The following is a 14,379-nucleotide window of genomic DNA, read 5'->3' as shown; positions in this document are numbered from 1 at the left end:
GGCCACTTCCGCACCGCCCCTACCGATCTGGAGCCACGATGCACAGCTACGACGTGTTCCGCCATTACGAGCGGCTGCACTGGCGCCTCGCCGACCTGGATCTCGACGCGATCGACCGCAGTCTGGTCCGCCCCGAGTACATCACCCTGGCCAAGAGCGCCACCATGGGCGAATCCAATGTGATCGCCGCCGTCCACGGATTCATGAACGAATTCGTCGACGACTACGACTTCTCCACTTTCGCCGTGGTCTGGGGCTATCAGGAAGTGCAACACCACTACGCCTTCCGGTCGTGGCTCGGCGCGGTCGGCGAGGCCGTCGACGAGAAGGCCGTCGATTCCATGCGCGAGCCCTACGCCCCCGGCACCACCCCCTCGGCCACCCTGGCCACCAACATCATCTCCGAGCTGACGGTCAACCACATCTACCGCGCGGTGTCGAACTGGGTGCGCGAGCCGGTGCTGAAGAATCTGCTGCTCGACGCCAGCCGCGACGAAGCGGGCCATGCCCGCGAATTCATCCACTACGCCACCGAACGGTTGAAGCGGCGACCCCAAGAGCTGCCCTCCGTATTGGAAACGCTCTACGTCTACAGCTCCGAGGCCAAGATCAAACATCCGGTGAGCACCTTCAAATCCGGGATCACCGAACTCGGTGATCACGAGACCATCGATACCGGATTCGAGCTGTTCCTCGAACAGGTCGCAGCCGTCGGTGAACTGGATGTGTTGCACGACAAGGTCCGCCGCACCTTCGCCAATATGACCGGCCTCGATCTGTCGAGTAACGCCCGGGTGCGCCGCGCGCTCGCGGACGCGCTGGTCTGAGCCGGCCGACGCCATGGATCAGGAAACCATCACCGTACCGTGGTCGGTCATCCCCGACTACCGGTGCTTCGGGTGTTCCCCGCACAACGAAGGCGGCCTGCGGCTGGTCTTCACCGCCCATCCCGACGGGTTGCAGGCCCGGTTCCGGCTCGGTCGATCCTTCGAGTCCTACCCGGGTGTCGTGCACGGCGGTCTGACCGGCGTGATCTGCGACGAGGTGATGGGGAATCTGATCGTGCTCGCACGGCACACGCCCGCGTTCACCGTCTCCCAGCGCACCCGGTTCGTCACACCGCTGCTCGTGGATCACGAATACACCTGCGTGGCAAGTCTTTCCGGTAGCGCCGCGGATGCCTTGATCCAGGGCAACGCCGAAATCCTCGACGCGTCCGGAGCGCTGTGCGCCGGATCGACCGCCACCTACCAGCCCTTCGACTTCCGCGACGTGCGCCATCAGCTGACGCTCGACGACGACGAGGTCGCCCTGCTCTCACACGCTCTCGACCCCGAATCGCACGACCGTCCCGCAACGAAACACCCCGCAACGAACGGAGTCCTGCTATGACCGCGAACACCCCCGACGAGATCCTGCGCACCATCACCGCCATCGCCGTGGCCGAAACCGGTATCGCCGAGACCGAACTGCGTCCCGATGTCGATCTGCGCGCGATGGCGGGCGTCGACTCGGTGCGGGTGCTGCGCATGGTCGCCAAGATCGAGCGCGCCTACGACATCGAACTCGAGGACGAGGCCGTCTTCGGCATGGCCACACTCGACGATGTCGTCGCCGTGGTGGACAGCGAACTGCGCCAGGCCGCCGCGTGAGCGTCGACAGCGTAACGGCCGACAGCGTCAGCGCGCCCGGCGCGATCGCCGATACCAATCAGCACTACGACCTCGACCCGGATATCTTCGGCCAGTTCCTCGATCCGCTGCGCAAGTACAGCGCGGGCCGCTACCTGTCCGAGCACGACACCCTCGAACAGGCCCAGCGCAACAAGTTGCGCTTCGTCGCCGACCGGCTCGGCCTGCGCGGCGGGGAACGGCTGCTCGACATCGGCTGCGGCTGGGGTTCGCTGATCCTGTACATGGCGGCCGAACTGCGGTGCGAGACGCTGGGTGTCAGTCCGGCGCCGCGCCAGCACGGGTACATCGCCGAACAGGCCGCCGCCCGCGGCGTCGCGGATCTGGTCCGCACCAGGGTCGGCCACTTCGAACGTCTCGACCTGCCCGCGCGCGGTTTCGACGCGGTGACCATGCTCGGGTCGATCGTGCACATGCCCGACCTGGACGAGGTGTTCCGGCGCGCGCGGGCGGTGCTGCGCCGCGACGGCAGGCTCTACGTCTCGGAGAGCTGCTTCCGCAATGCCGCGATCCGGGCCCGATTCGATGACAGGGCCGGTACCGATTTCGTCCGCGAGGACATCTTCGGCTGGGGCGATCTGCGGCCGCTGTCTGATCTGGTCACCGCCGCGGAGAACGCGGGCTTCTCGATCATCTCGGTGGACGATCTCACCGAGGACTACCACCGCACCATCGAGGACTGGATCGCCAACGTCGAGGCGAACGGGGCCACGATCGACTCGCACGGGGCGGGCATGGCGCAGCGGCTGCGGCACTACCTGGAGATCGCCAACGCGGGCTGGGGGTACACCACCAAGCATTACGCGCTGGTGTGCCGCAACGGCCGCTGACACCGGAGGACGACGACCATGGACATCGAGTCCGGATTGATCTCCGTCGGCGATATCGCCGATGCCGTCGACGGGTTCCTCGCCGCCTCCCCCGCCGCCCGTGGCTGGGATGTGGAGACCGCCGTCGACTGGAACCGCGCCGACGCGGGGCTGCTCAGCGAGGGGCAACGCTCGGCGGTCGAGTTCATCACGCTCATCGAGGATCACCTGCCCGGCTATTTCGAGGTGTACCACCGGTATTTCCCGGTCGACGACACCGTCGACGCGCCGACCTTCGTCCACAATCGCGAGCTGTACCACTTCACGGTCCGCTGGGCCCTGGAAGAGGACACCCATGCCCGCGCGCTGACGCGCTACCAGCAGGCGTCGGGGATGGCCGAGCGCGACGCCCTTCGCACCGCGTTGGCGGTGGAGGGTCGCCGTCCCTTCGACCTGCCCTACGAGCATCCGGTGCAGTTCTTCGCCTACGCGCTGGTGCAGGAGAAGGCGACGCAGATGTACTACCAGCAGCTGCGTGACGTGGTGGGCGATCCGGTGCTCGCTACGGTGCTGTCGCGGCTCGCGCGCGACGAGGCACGGCATTTCAGTTTCATGGCCGATGTGGTCGGGCGCTATCTGCGCGTCCACGGTGACGCCGTCGTCGAACCGATCCGCGACGTGGTCGCGCATTTCCGGATGCCGCTCGCCGACACCATGCGCGGGTATTGGCGCTGGGCGCTGAAGATCGCGGACGTGGCCGAATACGACCACACCGAGGCCTACGAACATCTGGTGAAGGTGATCGACCGCGCGGTCGACGCCCGCACGGATCGGGTCGACGAACTGGTGCGATTCATCGACCAGTGCCGGATCGTGGCCTGACCGCGAACGAGGAAGGGGCCCGCGACATCGTGTCGCGGGCCCCTTCTCGTCGGGTCAGCTCCCCGGCTGAAGGACCAGGATGGTGGTCGAACCGTGCGCGATCAGCTTCCCGCCCGCGTCGGTGATCCGGCCCTCGGCGGTGGCGGTGCGCCGCCCGACGTGCACCACCTCGGCATCGCAGGTGAGCCTGCTGCCGTCGAGCGTGACCGACCGGATGAAATTCACTTTCAGTTCCAGCGTCGTGTACGCGACACCGTCGGCGAGCCTGGTGAACACCGCACTACCCATCGCGGTGTCCATCAGGGTGGCGAGCACGCCGCCGTGCACGGTGAACATCGCGTTGATGGTGGCCGGATTCGGGTCGAGGTAGTAGCGGGTACGACCGTCGCCCACGTACTCCTGCCGGATTCCGAGCGACGCGCCGACGCCCAGATTCTCCCGCAGGCCCCGCTCGAACACCTCGGTCAGTTCACCGGCTCGCGACGCGACCGTTCCGGTGAGTCCACTGCCGTTGGTCTGGGTGCTGGTCATGAGATCTTCCTCCCTGCCGTACAAAGTGCCGAATTCGCCGCGCATCCGCATCGGCTTCTCAACGCTCACCCATTCCCCGGGGGGACGCCGGTCCCCGCGCGATATTCGATTGGCGCGATCGACGTTCGCGATCGACGCCTCACGAACGGCGTTTCACGATCCGTGACAATGGCCGGAAATACCGCGTCACGCAGGTACGCATTCGATGTCATGACGCACCGCGTGCAGAAATATCGAAGAATTCGCCACCGATCGCCCCCCTGTGCGCCTACCCTTGACGCGTCAGTTTTCCACTACGGCTCGACCACCTGTCGCGAAGTGGTATTCGACCACTTCGCCTAGAAGTTGGGAGAAGCACCGAATGGACAATCGCGACATTCTCGCCGCCTTCGCACTCATGGACCGAGACGGCGACGGCTACGTCACCCGCGACGAATTCTTCGCGCATTACCAGAACGAGGGACGTCAGCCGCACGACATCATCGCCATGTTCGACACTCTCGACGGCGACGGTGACGGGATGATCGTCAAGCACGAGGTCCAGGCCGCGCGCGACCGTATCTGAGTCGGTCCGAACGCGGGCTGCGCGAGCGAGTCGGTCCCGGATATCGTTCCGGGACCGACTTTCTCGTCGGTGTCAGTGCCCCGACATACCGCCGTCCACCGCGAGGGTCGTCCCGGTGATGTAGGAACTCGCGGGACTCGCCAGGAAGACGACGGCCGCGTCGAGTTCGTGCTGTTCGCCGAGCCTGCCCAACGGGCTGGTCTGTCGCACGAAGGTCAGCAGTTGGTCGGCGGGCACGGCGGCGGTCATCTCGCTGGCGAAATAGCCGGGGGCGATGGCGTTCACCCGGATACCTCGGCGGCCCGACCACTGCTGGGCGAGATCTCGGGTCAGGCCGATGAGCCCGGCCTTACTCGCGGCATAGGCCGCCTGCGGCGCATAGGATTTGATCAGACCGAGCACGCTGGCGATATTGACGATGCTCGAACCGGGCGTCATCCGCTGCCCGCAGGCCTGCGCCGCCCAGTACGCGCCGTTGAGGTTCAGGTCGATGACCTTGCGGAATTCGTCGGGTTGTTCCCGCACCGCGGGGACCGCCGTTCCGATACCGGCGTTGTTGATCAGGATGTCGATGCGGCCGTACTCGGTCATCGCCGCCTCGGCCATGGCCTGGCACCGATCGGGATCGGAGACGTCCGCGCCGACGACGAGTGCGCGCCTGCCGAGTTCGCGCACCCGGGCGGCGACGGTCTCCGACTGTTCGGTCCGGCGGGCGGCGAGTACCAGATCCGCGCCCGCCTGCGCGAGCGCGAGGGCGAATCCGGCGCCCAGGCCCGAACTCGCGCCGGTGACGATCGCGACCTTGCCGTCGAGCCGGAACAGGTCGAGTACGTTGCTCACAGTGACTCCGTCGAACGATGTCCGGTGCGCGAGACGGTCCGCAACGCGCGTAATCCGGCGGCCATGAATTCCGGCGTCGCCTCGGCGGCGCGACGGGCGTCCCCGCCCGCGTCCGACCCGTGCAGCGCGCGGTGCGTGATGCCCTCGCCGATGACGCCGAGTTTGAAATTGGCCAGGGCGAGATAGAAATTCCAGTCCGCGAGATCGCGCCCGGACAGGGTGGCGTATCGCTGCGCCAAAACCTCCGGCGACGGAAGACGCGGGCTGGTCCATGCCGCGTCCGTGCCGAGGACGAGATCGAATACCGGTGTGCGATAGACGCACATCAGCGCGATATCGGTCAGCGGGTCACCCAGTGTCGACATCTCCCAGTCGACGACGGCGCGCACGATATCCGGCGACGCCGAATCGAGAATCGTATTGTCGATCCGGAAATCGCCGTGGATGATCGACGCGTCCGACGTCGCGGGAATCGCCTCGGACAATGCCGCGTGCAGTGCCGCGAAATCCGGGAGGTCGCGGGTCTTCACCCGATCCCATTGCCGGGCCCACAGCGCGACCTGGCGGGCGACGAATTCGTGTGGGCGACCGAAATTCTCCAGACCCGCGGCCCGATAGTCCACCGCGTGCAGGTCGACCAGGGTGGCGACGAGCGCATCCGCGCTCGCCCGGACCTGCGCGTCGGTCAGCGTCGCCAGATCGGCACGGTCGCGGATCACACTGCCCTCGACGTATTCCACGACCGTCATGGGCGCGCCCAGCGCGGTGCCGTCGGCATCGAAGGCGACCACCGCCGCGACCGGGACGGAGGTGCCTGCCAGTCGGCTGGTGACGGTGTACTCGCGCGCCATGTCGTGCGCGGACGGGGTGAGTCCGCTCGTCGGCGGACGGCGCACCACCCAGGTCGAGCGGTCGTCGTAGGCCTTGAAGGTGAGATTCGAGCGCCCGCCGCTGATCATTTCGACCCGCAGTTCGCCCGCGACGTCGATACCGGCGCCGACGAGGTAGTCGCGCAGTGCCGCGACGTCCATACCCGGCAGAGTCACGGGGTCTCCTTCGATTCGGTCTCGCGCGCGGCGCGCTTCGCCGCGCCGATCACCCGTTTGGCGATCGCCCACCGGTGCACTTCCGACGGTCCGTCGTACACCCGGAACGGGCGCACCTCGCGGGACAGTCGCGCCAGCGGCAGATCGTCGGAAACCCCGAGTCCGCCGCACATCTGGACGCTGCGGTCGACGATCCGGAAGATCGCCTCGGCGGCGAAGGTCTTCGCCACGGAGGTCGAATTCGCCGCCGTCTCACCGGCGTCCAGTTCCCAGCACGCGCGGGTCAGCAGCGCCCTGGTCGCCGCGATATCGATCTCGTTGTCTGCCACCATCTGCTGGACCATGCCCAGATCCCCGAGTTTCGCGCCGAAGCCCTGCCGCCGCGCGACGTGGGCGACGGCGATGTCGTGCCCGCGCCTGGCCGCGCCGAGCCAGCGCATCACGTGGGTCATCCTGGCGGGTCCGAGCCGCACCTGCGCGTATTCGAAGCCGCGGTCCACCTCGCCGAGCACCCCGGCGTCGGGGACGAACAGGTCGTCGAAGAACACCTCGCAGTGGCCGCCGAGCATGGATTTGTCCAGGGTGGAGATATGCCTACCGACCCGGAGGCCGGGCGCGTCGGCCGGGGTGAGGAACATGGTGGCGCCGCCGCGATCACCCGGTTCGCCGGAGGTACGGGCGAAGATGATGAAGAATCCCGCGCCGTCCGCCCCGGTGATGAACCATTTGTGGCCAGAGATCCGCCAGCCGCCGTCCACGCGCACCGCCCGCGTCGTCAGCGCGGAGGGATCAGAACCCGCGCCGGGCGCGGGTTCTGTCATCGCGAAGGCGGACCTGACCTCACCGCGTGCCAGCGGTTCCAGGTACCGCTGCTTCTGCGCCGCGTCGGCGATATGGGCGAGCATGTGGACATTGCCCTCGTCCGGGGCCGCGATATTCAGTGCCGTCGGACCGAACAGCGAGTAGCCCGCCTCTTCGAAGACCGGTGCGCGATCGGACATGTTCAGACCGTGTCCGCCGTATTCGACCGGTGCGTGCGGCGCGAAGACGCCCGCCTTCCGCGCCTGCGCTTGCAGTTCGACCCGTATCGCGTCCCCACCGGCCGCGGCGATATCGCCGACGTGCTCGTCCTCGATCGGGAGGACGACCTCGCGGACGAAGGTCCGCACCTTCTCGACCAGCGCGGTCGTCTCCGGTGAATACGACAGGTCGATCGGCATCGGAAACTCCTCCAGCGTGGGCGGCGGTGGGCGGCGGACCACCGAATCGATTAGAACGATCGTTCGGTCCGCATGGGCCAATACACTGGCATGTTCGTGCTCGGCACGTCAAAATATTCAGGAATCCTGAACAGATCGGAGCAGAACCAGCGATGACGTCCGATATTCACGAATCGATTCGTTCGGCGCGGCGCGCGGCCGGGGTCTCCCAGCGCGAACTGGCGCGCAGGCTCGGCCTGAGCACCGCGACCATCAGCGCGATCGAGAGCGGGAAGACCGGGGTCAGCGTCGAGCGGTTGCGGGTACTCGCCGACGCCCTGCACGTCGACGTGCGCGACCTGGTCGGCGGCGCCGAACCCGCCCCGCGCGGCCGCGAATCCGATACCGGAGTACGGGCGGCGGCGGTGCGGCGGCACGGCGCGCGGCACTGGCGTGAATTCCCGCCGCTGTCGATCGATCCGGTGCTCGACGCGGCGATCGAATCGTTCGTCGAGACCGGATATCACGGGGCCACCATGCGCTCGCTGGCCCATCGCGCGGGGATGAGCGTGCCCGGCGTCTATCACCGCTATCGCGACAAACAGGAACTGCTCGTCCGCGTTCTCGACATCACCATGGACGAATTGCACTGGCGGGTCGGCGCCGCGCGGGCCGACGGTGCGACGAGCGCCGAACGGGTCGCGCTGATCGTGGAGGCGCTGGCGCTCTACCACACCCACCGCCGGGCGCTGGCCTTCATCGGCGCGAGTGAGATGCGCAGTCTCAAGGGTGAGAACCGGCGTCGCATCACGCAGTCCCGCAACGAGATCCAGTATCTGCTCGACGAGGAGATCGCCGCGGCCGTCGCCGAGGGAACCCTGCGGACCGATCACCCGCGCGACGCGGGGCGGGCGATCGCCACCATGTGCACGTCGCTGTCACAGTGGTTCCGCAGCGACGGCCCGTCCACCCCTGAGCAGATCGCGCGCGAGTATTCGGAATTCGCACTCGATCTGCTCAGGAAGACGCCCGGGTAGCGATTACGCGATCTTCTCGAGCGGTGGCGCGGATTCGCCGATGGTGGCCTTCGTCTCGCCGATCAGCCTGCGCAGGAACGCTTCCTGTTCGCGTCGCCCCTGGATCGCGGCCCGGTCGGTGCCGCCGGGGGACAAGCGGACGAACGCGCTGCGCACCAGGTTGACGGGGATGCGCAGCGCCGGGTACCAGGGTGGAACGTAGGCGGGCAGGCCGAGCGTGCGCATCGCCTTCGGGCCCAGGAACGCGGTGGTCACCGACAGATGCTGGGCGCGGGCGATGCGGCCGCGCAGCCCGGGCAGGTTGGGATAGGACCACCGCAACGGGTCGTCGGCCATCGGGACGGCGAGCTGGCGGCTGGTCTCGTCGGGGTTGGTGATGGCGGCGAGGCAGTGGTACAGGATCTCCACGCCGTCGCGGAAACCCGTTGGCAGCCACTGTTCTTCGACACCGATCAGCCAGCCCACGTAGCGGGTCAGGTGGGCGGCGGCGACCGTGTCGGCCCGCGACGGGACGATGCCGAGCACCATGCCGCCGACGAAGGGGGCGAGCAGCGCGCCGACGAGCGTGGCCGCCATATCGGTCTGATTGATGGGCAGGCCCCAGTCGTCCCCGCGCCAATCCGGCATGGCGGCGACGTGGCGGCGGACCATCGAGTGGATGAAACGCACATGCAGCGTCGAGCGGTAGCCCTGACCGAACAGGTCCATCCCGTTCTCCGTGGACACATCCATGGCCCATTGCAGAGTTTCGGCGAACCGCCGGGCCGGTCCCTTCTCCAGCGCACCGGTGCGGATCAGGGTCTTGTTGAAACCCGAGGCGAGATATCCACCGAGGAAGGACACATCGCGCGCGAAATAGAGACCGTCGGAACCGCCGGAACGGAAGACCCGCTCGCCACGGCGCAGCAATTCGGGATCGACCCAGTCGGGGGTGGTCTCGACCATGGTGAAGAACGCGCGCAGAGGTTCGGGCGCGTCGGGGACGCTGGAGATTCCCGCGCGCAGCGCCTGTTCGAACAGGGGGCGAGTGGTCCCCATGCCTTCGGCGTACATCCAGTCGACGAGCCGATCCATCGGTTCGTCGCCCACGACGAGGGATTCGCCGAGTCGACGCCACCGGTCCGGCGACGGCTCGCCGATGCCGAGCAGCAGGGCGATCGGTCCGAGACCGGGCGGCCTACGGGGCCGATCGGGGTGTCGAGTAGGCGGATTCGGCGAAGTGGTCATCGTTGACTTCCTCAGATGGTGTGGCGATGCCGTGTTTCATCAACGGCACGATGGCGGTGCGGACGAAAGCGCGGGCCTTGTCCGGATCGGCGAAGTCGACGTTGCCGCCGCCCGGTGTGAGCATCAGCGAATGTGCCAGGCGGGCAACGAGTTCGGCGACGGGTCGGGGGTCGTATCGGGCGACGAGCCCCGCGGCCTGCGCCTGGGTGAGCATCCCGACGATGTAGTCGATCCCGATCGCCACCAGGCGTTCCCCCTGCACGGTGTAGAAGCCGAGCACTTCATCGGGGGCGACGCGAAGCAATTCGGTGATCAGCCGGTGGATTCTGGTCTGCACCAGGACATGCAGCATCGTCTCCTCGATCTGCGCGTCGACGCCGGAGGCCGTCGCCGCGATCCCGGTGACCTCGGCGAGCATCCGCCGGGTCTCGCGGGCCAGAACGGCCTCCACGAGATTGTCCTTACCCGCGAACCGGCGATGCACGGTAACCCTGCTGATACCCGCACGGCGGGCGATGTCCTCGAGGCTGGCGCGCCGGATTCCGACCTGCACGATGCGTTCGAGCGCGGCGTCCATGATCGCCTCGTCCACATCGTCGAATCCATCCCGCATGTAACGAAGATAGAAATCATGTTGCATTATGTCAATGCCTCATCCCCGCGCACCAACGCGGCGACCGGAAGCCGCCAGCGCGCCGTCCGGCGCCGAACGAGACTTCTGCTCATGGATCTTCTGTTGCAGGACAAGGTCGCGGTGGTCACCGGCGGGTCGAAGGGAATCGGACTCGCCACCGCGCGCACCCTTCACGCCGAAGGGGCACTCGTCGTCGCCGCGTCGCGGCGTTCGACCCCCGAACTCGACGAACTCGCCGGTGATCGGTTCGCCCACGTCGCCGTCGACCTGTCCACCCCGGACGGCCCCGCGCGGGCCGTCGAACGGGCCGAACGACTGTTCGGCGGACTCGATATTCTCGTCAACAACGCCGGTGGCCCGCCGCGGGGCGCGGTGCTGCCGCGCTTCTCCTTCCACGACCTCGACGACGCCGACTGGCAGGCGATGCTGGACTTCAACCTGATGACGACGGTGCGGGCGGTGCGGGCCGCGATCCCGCGCCTGCTGGCACGAGGTGGCGGCGCGATCGTCAATATCGCCTCGACCATGGCCCACGTGCCCAGCGGCACGAATGTCGACTACGGGGTGGCGAAAGCGGGTGTACGCAATCTCACCCAGGCCCTCTCGGAGGAATTCGGCCCGCAGGGCATCCGGGTGAACACCGTCTCCCCCGGGCCGGTCGTCACGCCCTGGTGGACCGAGGACGGCGGCGCCGCCGATGTCATCGCGGCGGCGACGGGCACCGATCGCGCCGGTGTCCTCGGCGGCGGCGCGGCGCAGATGATGCGGCTGACGACCGGTCGGCTCATCGCGCCACAGGAGGTCGCCGACGCGATCGTGCTGCTGTGCTCCCCGCGTTCGGCCAGCACCACCGGGACCGACGTCCTGGTGGACGCCGGTTTGAACAAAGCGGTCTGAGCAGTCCGCGACAACGAAAGGGCCCGTTCTCGCTTCGATTCGAGGCGAGAACGGGCCCTTCGCTACCTTTCGGCTATTGCGGGTTTCTACCGCCGGGAACGAGCGAGTTGGATGAGGGTCGCGATCATCCGGTCGATCTCCTCGCAGGTGTTGTAGAAGGCGAAGGAGGGACGCACGGTCGCCTCGAGGCCGTAGCGGCGCAGGATCGGCTGCGCGCAGTGATGTCCGGCGCGCACCGCTATCCCCTTCTCGTTCAATGCCTTTCCGACTTCGAGTGGCTCGAATCCCGCCATCACGAACGACAGGACGCTCGCCTTCTCCCGTGCGGTGCCGACCAGTCGCACCCCCGGAACGGCCGCGAGCAGCGGTGTCGCGTATTCGAGGAGATCGTGCTCGTAGCGGGCGATATTCTCCATGCCGATACGTTCCACGTATTCGATCGCGCTGCCGAGACCGACGGCATCGGCGATATTGCCGGTGCCCGCCTCGAAACGTCCCGGCGGCGGCTGGAACACCGCGCGTTCGAGTGTCACGTCGCTGATCATGTTGCCACCCCCCTGCCAGGGCGGAACATCTTGCAGCACTTCGGATTTCCCGTAGACCACACCGATACCCGTCGGCCCGTACAACTTGTGCCCGGAGAACACGAAGTAGTCGGCGTTCAGCGAACGCATATCGACACGCGTGTGCGGCACCGATTGCGCACCGTCGATCACCGCGATCGCGCCCGCGCGGTGGGCCTGGTCCACGATGGCGTGCACCGGGGTCACCGTGCCGAGCGCGTTCGACACGTGGGCCACCGAAACGAGTTTCGTACGGTCGGAGAGCAGACGGGTGTATTCGTCGAGCAGCAGATCCCCGTTCTCGTCGACCGGGATCACCTTCAGCACCGCGCCGGTCTCCGCCGCGAGCATCTGCCACGGCACGATATTCGCGTGATGCTCGAGATGTGAGATGACGATCTCGTCGCCCTCGCGAATATTGGCGCGACCCCAGGTCTGCGCGATCAGGTTGATCCCCTCGGTGGCGCCGCGGACGAAGATGATCTCCTCCGAGGACGAGGCACCGAGAAAACGCGCGACGGTATCGCGTGCGTTCTCGTAGGCATCGGTGGAACGCGCCGCCAACTCGTGCGCGGCGCGATGGATATTCGAATTCTCGTGCTCGTAGAAATACGCGAGACGGTCGATGACCGCGCGTGGTTTCTGCGTGGTCGCCGCATTGTCGAACCACACGAGCGGATGACCGTTGACCCGCTCCCGCAGAATCGGGAAATCGTTGCGGACCGCGTACACGTCGAACGGCGGACGCGGGTCGGGCGCGATTCGGCCCGCGTTCGACTCCAGGAAATAGAACGGCGACGACGGCGCGGGCGCCTGGATCTGCTCGGTCGGCCGGTCGAGGAAATAGAAAGCGGGCGCACCCGCGATCGGCACCGAACCCGCCGAATCCAGCGCCCGGGTCGGCGGGAGCAGATCGGTGAACGCGGGCAGCGGCGGCGTGAAGTATTCGGCGTAGGAGCCGATCACACCGGTCGACGGATCCGCGACCGCCGGGGCCGCGGATTCCGGCGCGACGTTCGCCGCGCTCGCGTAGGTCGGTGCGGGCACGGCCGCACCGGCGGCGGGAATACCGGTGGCGGGCGTTCCCGAATAACCACGCGGTGACGAAAGCGATTGGGGTGACGAAGAACTCGGCTCGGACGCGTTGCTCACGGGAGTGGACGGGACGGCGGCCGACGGGGACGCGCCGACCGGTGCCGTCCGCGCGGGCGGACCGGCCCGGTCGATCTCCCAGCCGGGCACGGTCGGCTCCGGTGTCGCCCCACCCGGGGGCGCGGCGGACCCACTCGGCGGGGTCGTGGACGGCGACGTACCCGCCCGTGGCGCGGGATCCGGGGGTGTGGCGGCGAGGGCCGTCACACCCGGCGACGCGGACGGCATGGCCGCGAAAATCTGCGCGGCCAGCCGATTCAGGGTCGATTCGTCGGGTAACAGCGGACCCGGCGCAGCGGCGTATTCGGCCTGCTCCGACGCGCCCGACCGATCAGCTGCGGTAGCTCGGGGCGTAGTCATGGAACTTGTCCACCTCGGCTCCCTCCAGCACGGCCACCGCATCGTCGGTCAGTACCGCGAGTGAGCAGTACAGCGACACCAGATACGAGGCGATCGCGCTGCGATCGATTCCCATGAACTTCACCGACAGACCGAGGCCCTGCTCGCCGGAAAGCCCCGGCTGGTAGAGACCGATCACGCCCTGCCTGGACTCACCGGTGCGGATCAGGAGGAATTTCGTCTTCCCGCCTTCGACCGGAACCTTGTCCGAGGGAATGATGGGAATGCCGCGCCAGGTGATGAATTGGGATCCGAACAAACTCACCGTCGGCGGCGGAACCCCGCGCCGGGTGCATTCTCTGCCGAAAGCCGCGATTCCCTGCGGGTGGGTGAGGAAGAACGCGGGTTCCTTCCACACGCGGGCGATCAGATTGTCCAGATCGTCCGGGGTCGGCGGTCCACCGATCGTGGAGATCCGCTGTTTCTCCGCGGTGTTGGCGATCAGTCCGTAGTCCGGACTGTTGATCAATTCGCCTTCCTGATGCTCCTTGATCGCTTCGATCGTGAGCCGCAGCTGCTGGGCGATCTGATCGTGCGGGCTCGAGTACAGATCGGAGACGCGAGTGTGCACATCCATGATGGTGTGCACCGCCTTGAGGCGGTACTCCCTGGGCTCACGGTCGTAATCGACGAAGGTGTCCGGCAGGGGGGATTCATCGAAATTGTCGCACTGGATATCGACGGTGTTCTCGTGGGTGACCCGGTTGCGCCGGAAGATACCCGCCTCCACCGGAACCCAATTCAGCAGATGAACGAGCCAGCGGGGGCTGATCGACTCCATCTGGGGAACGGATTTCGTCGCATTGGCCAGTGTCCTCGCGGCGTCGTCGCTGAGGGCAACCGGTTGCGGCCTTGCACTTGTCATTCGAACCACCTCGGCTCGGCAAATCCACCGTTATCGGCTGCG

Annotated in this window: 16 protein-coding genes; 8 read left to right on the top strand and 8 right to left on the bottom strand. The window is 67.1% G+C overall.

The window, feature by feature from the left end; genetic code table 11:
* The first annotated feature begins 38 nt into the window (after nt 1-38).
* From JZ792_RS04025 to JZ792_RS04005, 5 genes are read left to right on the top strand one after another with little or no spacing between them, the layout of a single operon-like run.
* Nucleotides 39-827: a ferritin-like domain-containing protein gene (locus JZ792_RS04025; protein ID WP_216906927.1), complete on the top strand. Its 789-nt coding sequence runs from the start codon at nt 39-41 to the stop codon at nt 825-827.
* 13 nt (nt 828-840) lie between these two features.
* Nucleotides 841-1,392: a PaaI family thioesterase gene (locus JZ792_RS04020; RefSeq protein ID WP_254189233.1), complete on the top strand. Its 552-nt coding sequence runs from the start codon at nt 841-843 to the stop codon at nt 1,390-1,392.
* Nucleotides 1,389-1,652, top strand: coding sequence for an acyl carrier protein (locus tag JZ792_RS04015; RefSeq protein ID WP_216906925.1), 264 nt, complete (start codon nt 1,389-1,391; stop codon nt 1,650-1,652). Before JZ792_RS04020 ends, JZ792_RS04015 begins: the two co-directional genes overlap by 4 nt.
* The gene (locus JZ792_RS04010; protein WP_308165133.1) at nt 1,649-2,521 is read left to right on the top strand and encodes an SAM-dependent methyltransferase; all 873 of its coding nucleotides are present in this window, start codon (nt 1,649-1,651) and stop codon (nt 2,519-2,521) included. Before JZ792_RS04015 ends, JZ792_RS04010 begins: the two co-directional genes overlap by 4 nt.
* Nucleotides 2,522-2,539: 18 nt before the next feature.
* Complete coding sequence (locus JZ792_RS04005; protein ID WP_216906923.1) at nt 2,540-3,382, top strand: acyl-ACP desaturase; 843 nt, start codon at nt 2,540-2,542, stop codon at nt 3,380-3,382.
* A gap of 54 nt (nt 3,383-3,436) precedes the next feature.
* Here the strand turns inward: JZ792_RS04005 and JZ792_RS04000 are convergent, their stop codons facing one another.
* Nucleotides 3,437-3,982 (bottom strand): PaaI family thioesterase, encoded by a 546-nt coding sequence (locus tag JZ792_RS04000; RefSeq protein ID WP_232839623.1) that lies wholly within the window; start codon nt 3,980-3,982, stop codon nt 3,437-3,439.
* A gap of 292 nt (nt 3,983-4,274) precedes the next feature.
* Here JZ792_RS04000 and JZ792_RS03995 point away from each other — a divergent pair, with 292 nt between their 5' ends.
* Nucleotides 4,275-4,478, top strand: a complete 204-nt coding sequence (locus JZ792_RS03995) for an EF-hand domain-containing protein (RefSeq protein WP_216906921.1) — start codon at nt 4,275-4,277, stop codon at nt 4,476-4,478.
* A 72-nt stretch (nt 4,479-4,550) separates the two neighbouring features.
* Here JZ792_RS03995 and JZ792_RS03990 read toward each other — a convergent pair whose 3' ends face one another.
* The 3 genes from JZ792_RS03990 to JZ792_RS03985 are packed head-to-tail and all read right to left on the bottom strand — an operon-like array spanning nt 4,551 to nt 7,584.
* Nucleotides 4,551-5,318, bottom strand: a complete 768-nt coding sequence (locus JZ792_RS03990) for an SDR family NAD(P)-dependent oxidoreductase (RefSeq protein WP_308165132.1) — start codon at nt 5,316-5,318, stop codon at nt 4,551-4,553.
* Nucleotides 5,315-6,349, bottom strand: a complete 1,035-nt coding sequence (locus tag JZ792_RS41775; protein ID WP_254189267.1) for a phosphotransferase family protein — start codon at nt 6,347-6,349, stop codon at nt 5,315-5,317. Before JZ792_RS41775 ends, JZ792_RS03990 begins: the two co-directional genes overlap by 4 nt.
* An 11-nt stretch (nt 6,350-6,360) precedes the next feature.
* Entirely contained in the window at nt 6,361-7,584 is a 1,224-nt protein-coding gene (locus tag JZ792_RS03985) for an acyl-CoA dehydrogenase family protein (protein ID WP_216906919.1), read from the bottom strand.
* A gap of 152 nt (nt 7,585-7,736) precedes the next feature.
* On the opposite strand from JZ792_RS03985, the gene JZ792_RS03980 reads away from it, so the two are divergent.
* Nucleotides 7,737-8,600, top strand: coding sequence for a TetR-type transcription factor C-terminal domain-containing protein (locus JZ792_RS03980; RefSeq protein WP_216906917.1), 864 nt, complete (start codon nt 7,737-7,739; stop codon nt 8,598-8,600).
* Nucleotides 8,601-8,603: 3 nt separating this feature from the next.
* Here the strand turns inward: JZ792_RS03980 and JZ792_RS03975 are convergent, their stop codons facing one another.
* Together JZ792_RS03975 and JZ792_RS03970 are read right to left on the bottom strand one after the other, a co-directional pair.
* The gene (locus JZ792_RS03975; protein ID WP_216906915.1) at nt 8,604-9,827 is read right to left on the bottom strand and encodes an oxygenase MpaB family protein; all 1,224 of its coding nucleotides are present in this window, start codon (nt 9,825-9,827) and stop codon (nt 8,604-8,606) included.
* Nucleotides 9,778-10,440, bottom strand: a complete 663-nt coding sequence (locus JZ792_RS03970; protein ID WP_216906913.1) for a TetR/AcrR family transcriptional regulator — start codon at nt 10,438-10,440, stop codon at nt 9,778-9,780. Before JZ792_RS03970 ends, JZ792_RS03975 begins: the two co-directional genes overlap by 50 nt.
* A 111-nt stretch (nt 10,441-10,551) precedes the next feature.
* Between JZ792_RS03970 and JZ792_RS03965 the strand changes: the two genes are divergently transcribed.
* Nucleotides 10,552-11,358: an SDR family NAD(P)-dependent oxidoreductase gene (locus JZ792_RS03965; RefSeq protein ID WP_216906911.1), complete on the top strand. Its 807-nt coding sequence runs from the start codon at nt 10,552-10,554 to the stop codon at nt 11,356-11,358.
* An 86-nt stretch (nt 11,359-11,444) separates the two neighbouring features.
* Here JZ792_RS03965 and JZ792_RS03960 read toward each other — a convergent pair whose 3' ends face one another.
* Complete coding sequence (locus tag JZ792_RS03960) at nt 11,445-13,433, bottom strand: family 2A encapsulin nanocompartment cargo protein cysteine desulfurase (protein ID WP_216906909.1); 1,989 nt, start codon at nt 13,431-13,433, stop codon at nt 11,445-11,447.
* The gene (locus JZ792_RS03955; protein WP_216906907.1) at nt 13,405-14,337 is read right to left on the bottom strand and encodes a family 2A encapsulin nanocompartment shell protein; all 933 of its coding nucleotides are present in this window, start codon (nt 14,335-14,337) and stop codon (nt 13,405-13,407) included. The genes JZ792_RS03960 and JZ792_RS03955 overlap by 29 nt, the downstream gene beginning before the upstream one ends.
* Nucleotides 14,338-14,379: the final 42 nt, after the last annotated feature.

The organism is Nocardia noduli, assembly GCF_019038455.1.
Taxonomy (GTDB): Bacteria; Actinomycetota; Actinomycetes; order Mycobacteriales; family Mycobacteriaceae; genus Nocardia; species Nocardia noduli.
The sequence above is the reverse complement of the archived record's forward strand: the minus strand, read 5'-3'. Positions and strand labels throughout refer to the sequence as shown.

Bases quoted from the DNA above. Each gene is read 5' to 3' on its own strand.
- JZ792_RS04025 (WP_216906927.1), top strand. From the start codon at position 39: ATGCACAGCTACGACGTGTTCCGCCATTACGAGCGGCTGCACTGGCGC.
- JZ792_RS04020 (WP_254189233.1), top strand. From the start codon at position 841: ATGGATCAGGAAACCATCACCGTACCGTGGTCGGTCATCCCCGACTAC.
- JZ792_RS04015 (WP_216906925.1), top strand. From the start codon at position 1,389: ATGACCGCGAACACCCCCGACGAGATCCTGCGCACCATCACCGCCATC.
- JZ792_RS04005 (WP_216906923.1), top strand. From the start codon at position 2,540: ATGGACATCGAGTCCGGATTGATCTCCGTCGGCGATATCGCCGATGCC.
- JZ792_RS03995 (WP_216906921.1), top strand. From the start codon at position 4,275: ATGGACAATCGCGACATTCTCGCCGCCTTCGCACTCATGGACCGAGAC.
- JZ792_RS41775 (WP_254189267.1), bottom strand. From the start codon at position 6,349: ATGGACGTCGCGGCACTGCGCGACTACCTCGTCGGCGCCGGTATCGAC.
- JZ792_RS03985 (WP_216906919.1), bottom strand. From the start codon at position 7,584: ATGCCGATCGACCTGTCGTATTCACCGGAGACGACCGCGCTGGTCGAG.
- JZ792_RS03980 (WP_216906917.1), top strand. From the start codon at position 7,737: ATGACGTCCGATATTCACGAATCGATTCGTTCGGCGCGGCGCGCGGCC.
- JZ792_RS03975 (WP_216906915.1), bottom strand. From the start codon at position 9,827: ATGACCACTTCGCCGAATCCGCCTACTCGACACCCCGATCGGCCCCGT.
- JZ792_RS03970 (WP_216906913.1), bottom strand. From the start codon at position 10,440: ATGCGGGATGGATTCGACGATGTGGACGAGGCGATCATGGACGCCGCG.
- JZ792_RS03965 (WP_216906911.1), top strand. From the start codon at position 10,552: ATGGATCTTCTGTTGCAGGACAAGGTCGCGGTGGTCACCGGCGGGTCG.
- JZ792_RS03960 (WP_216906909.1), bottom strand. From the start codon at position 13,433: ATGACTACGCCCCGAGCTACCGCAGCTGATCGGTCGGGCGCGTCGGAG.
- JZ792_RS03955 (WP_216906907.1), bottom strand. From the start codon at position 14,337: ATGACAAGTGCAAGGCCGCAACCGGTTGCCCTCAGCGACGACGCCGCG.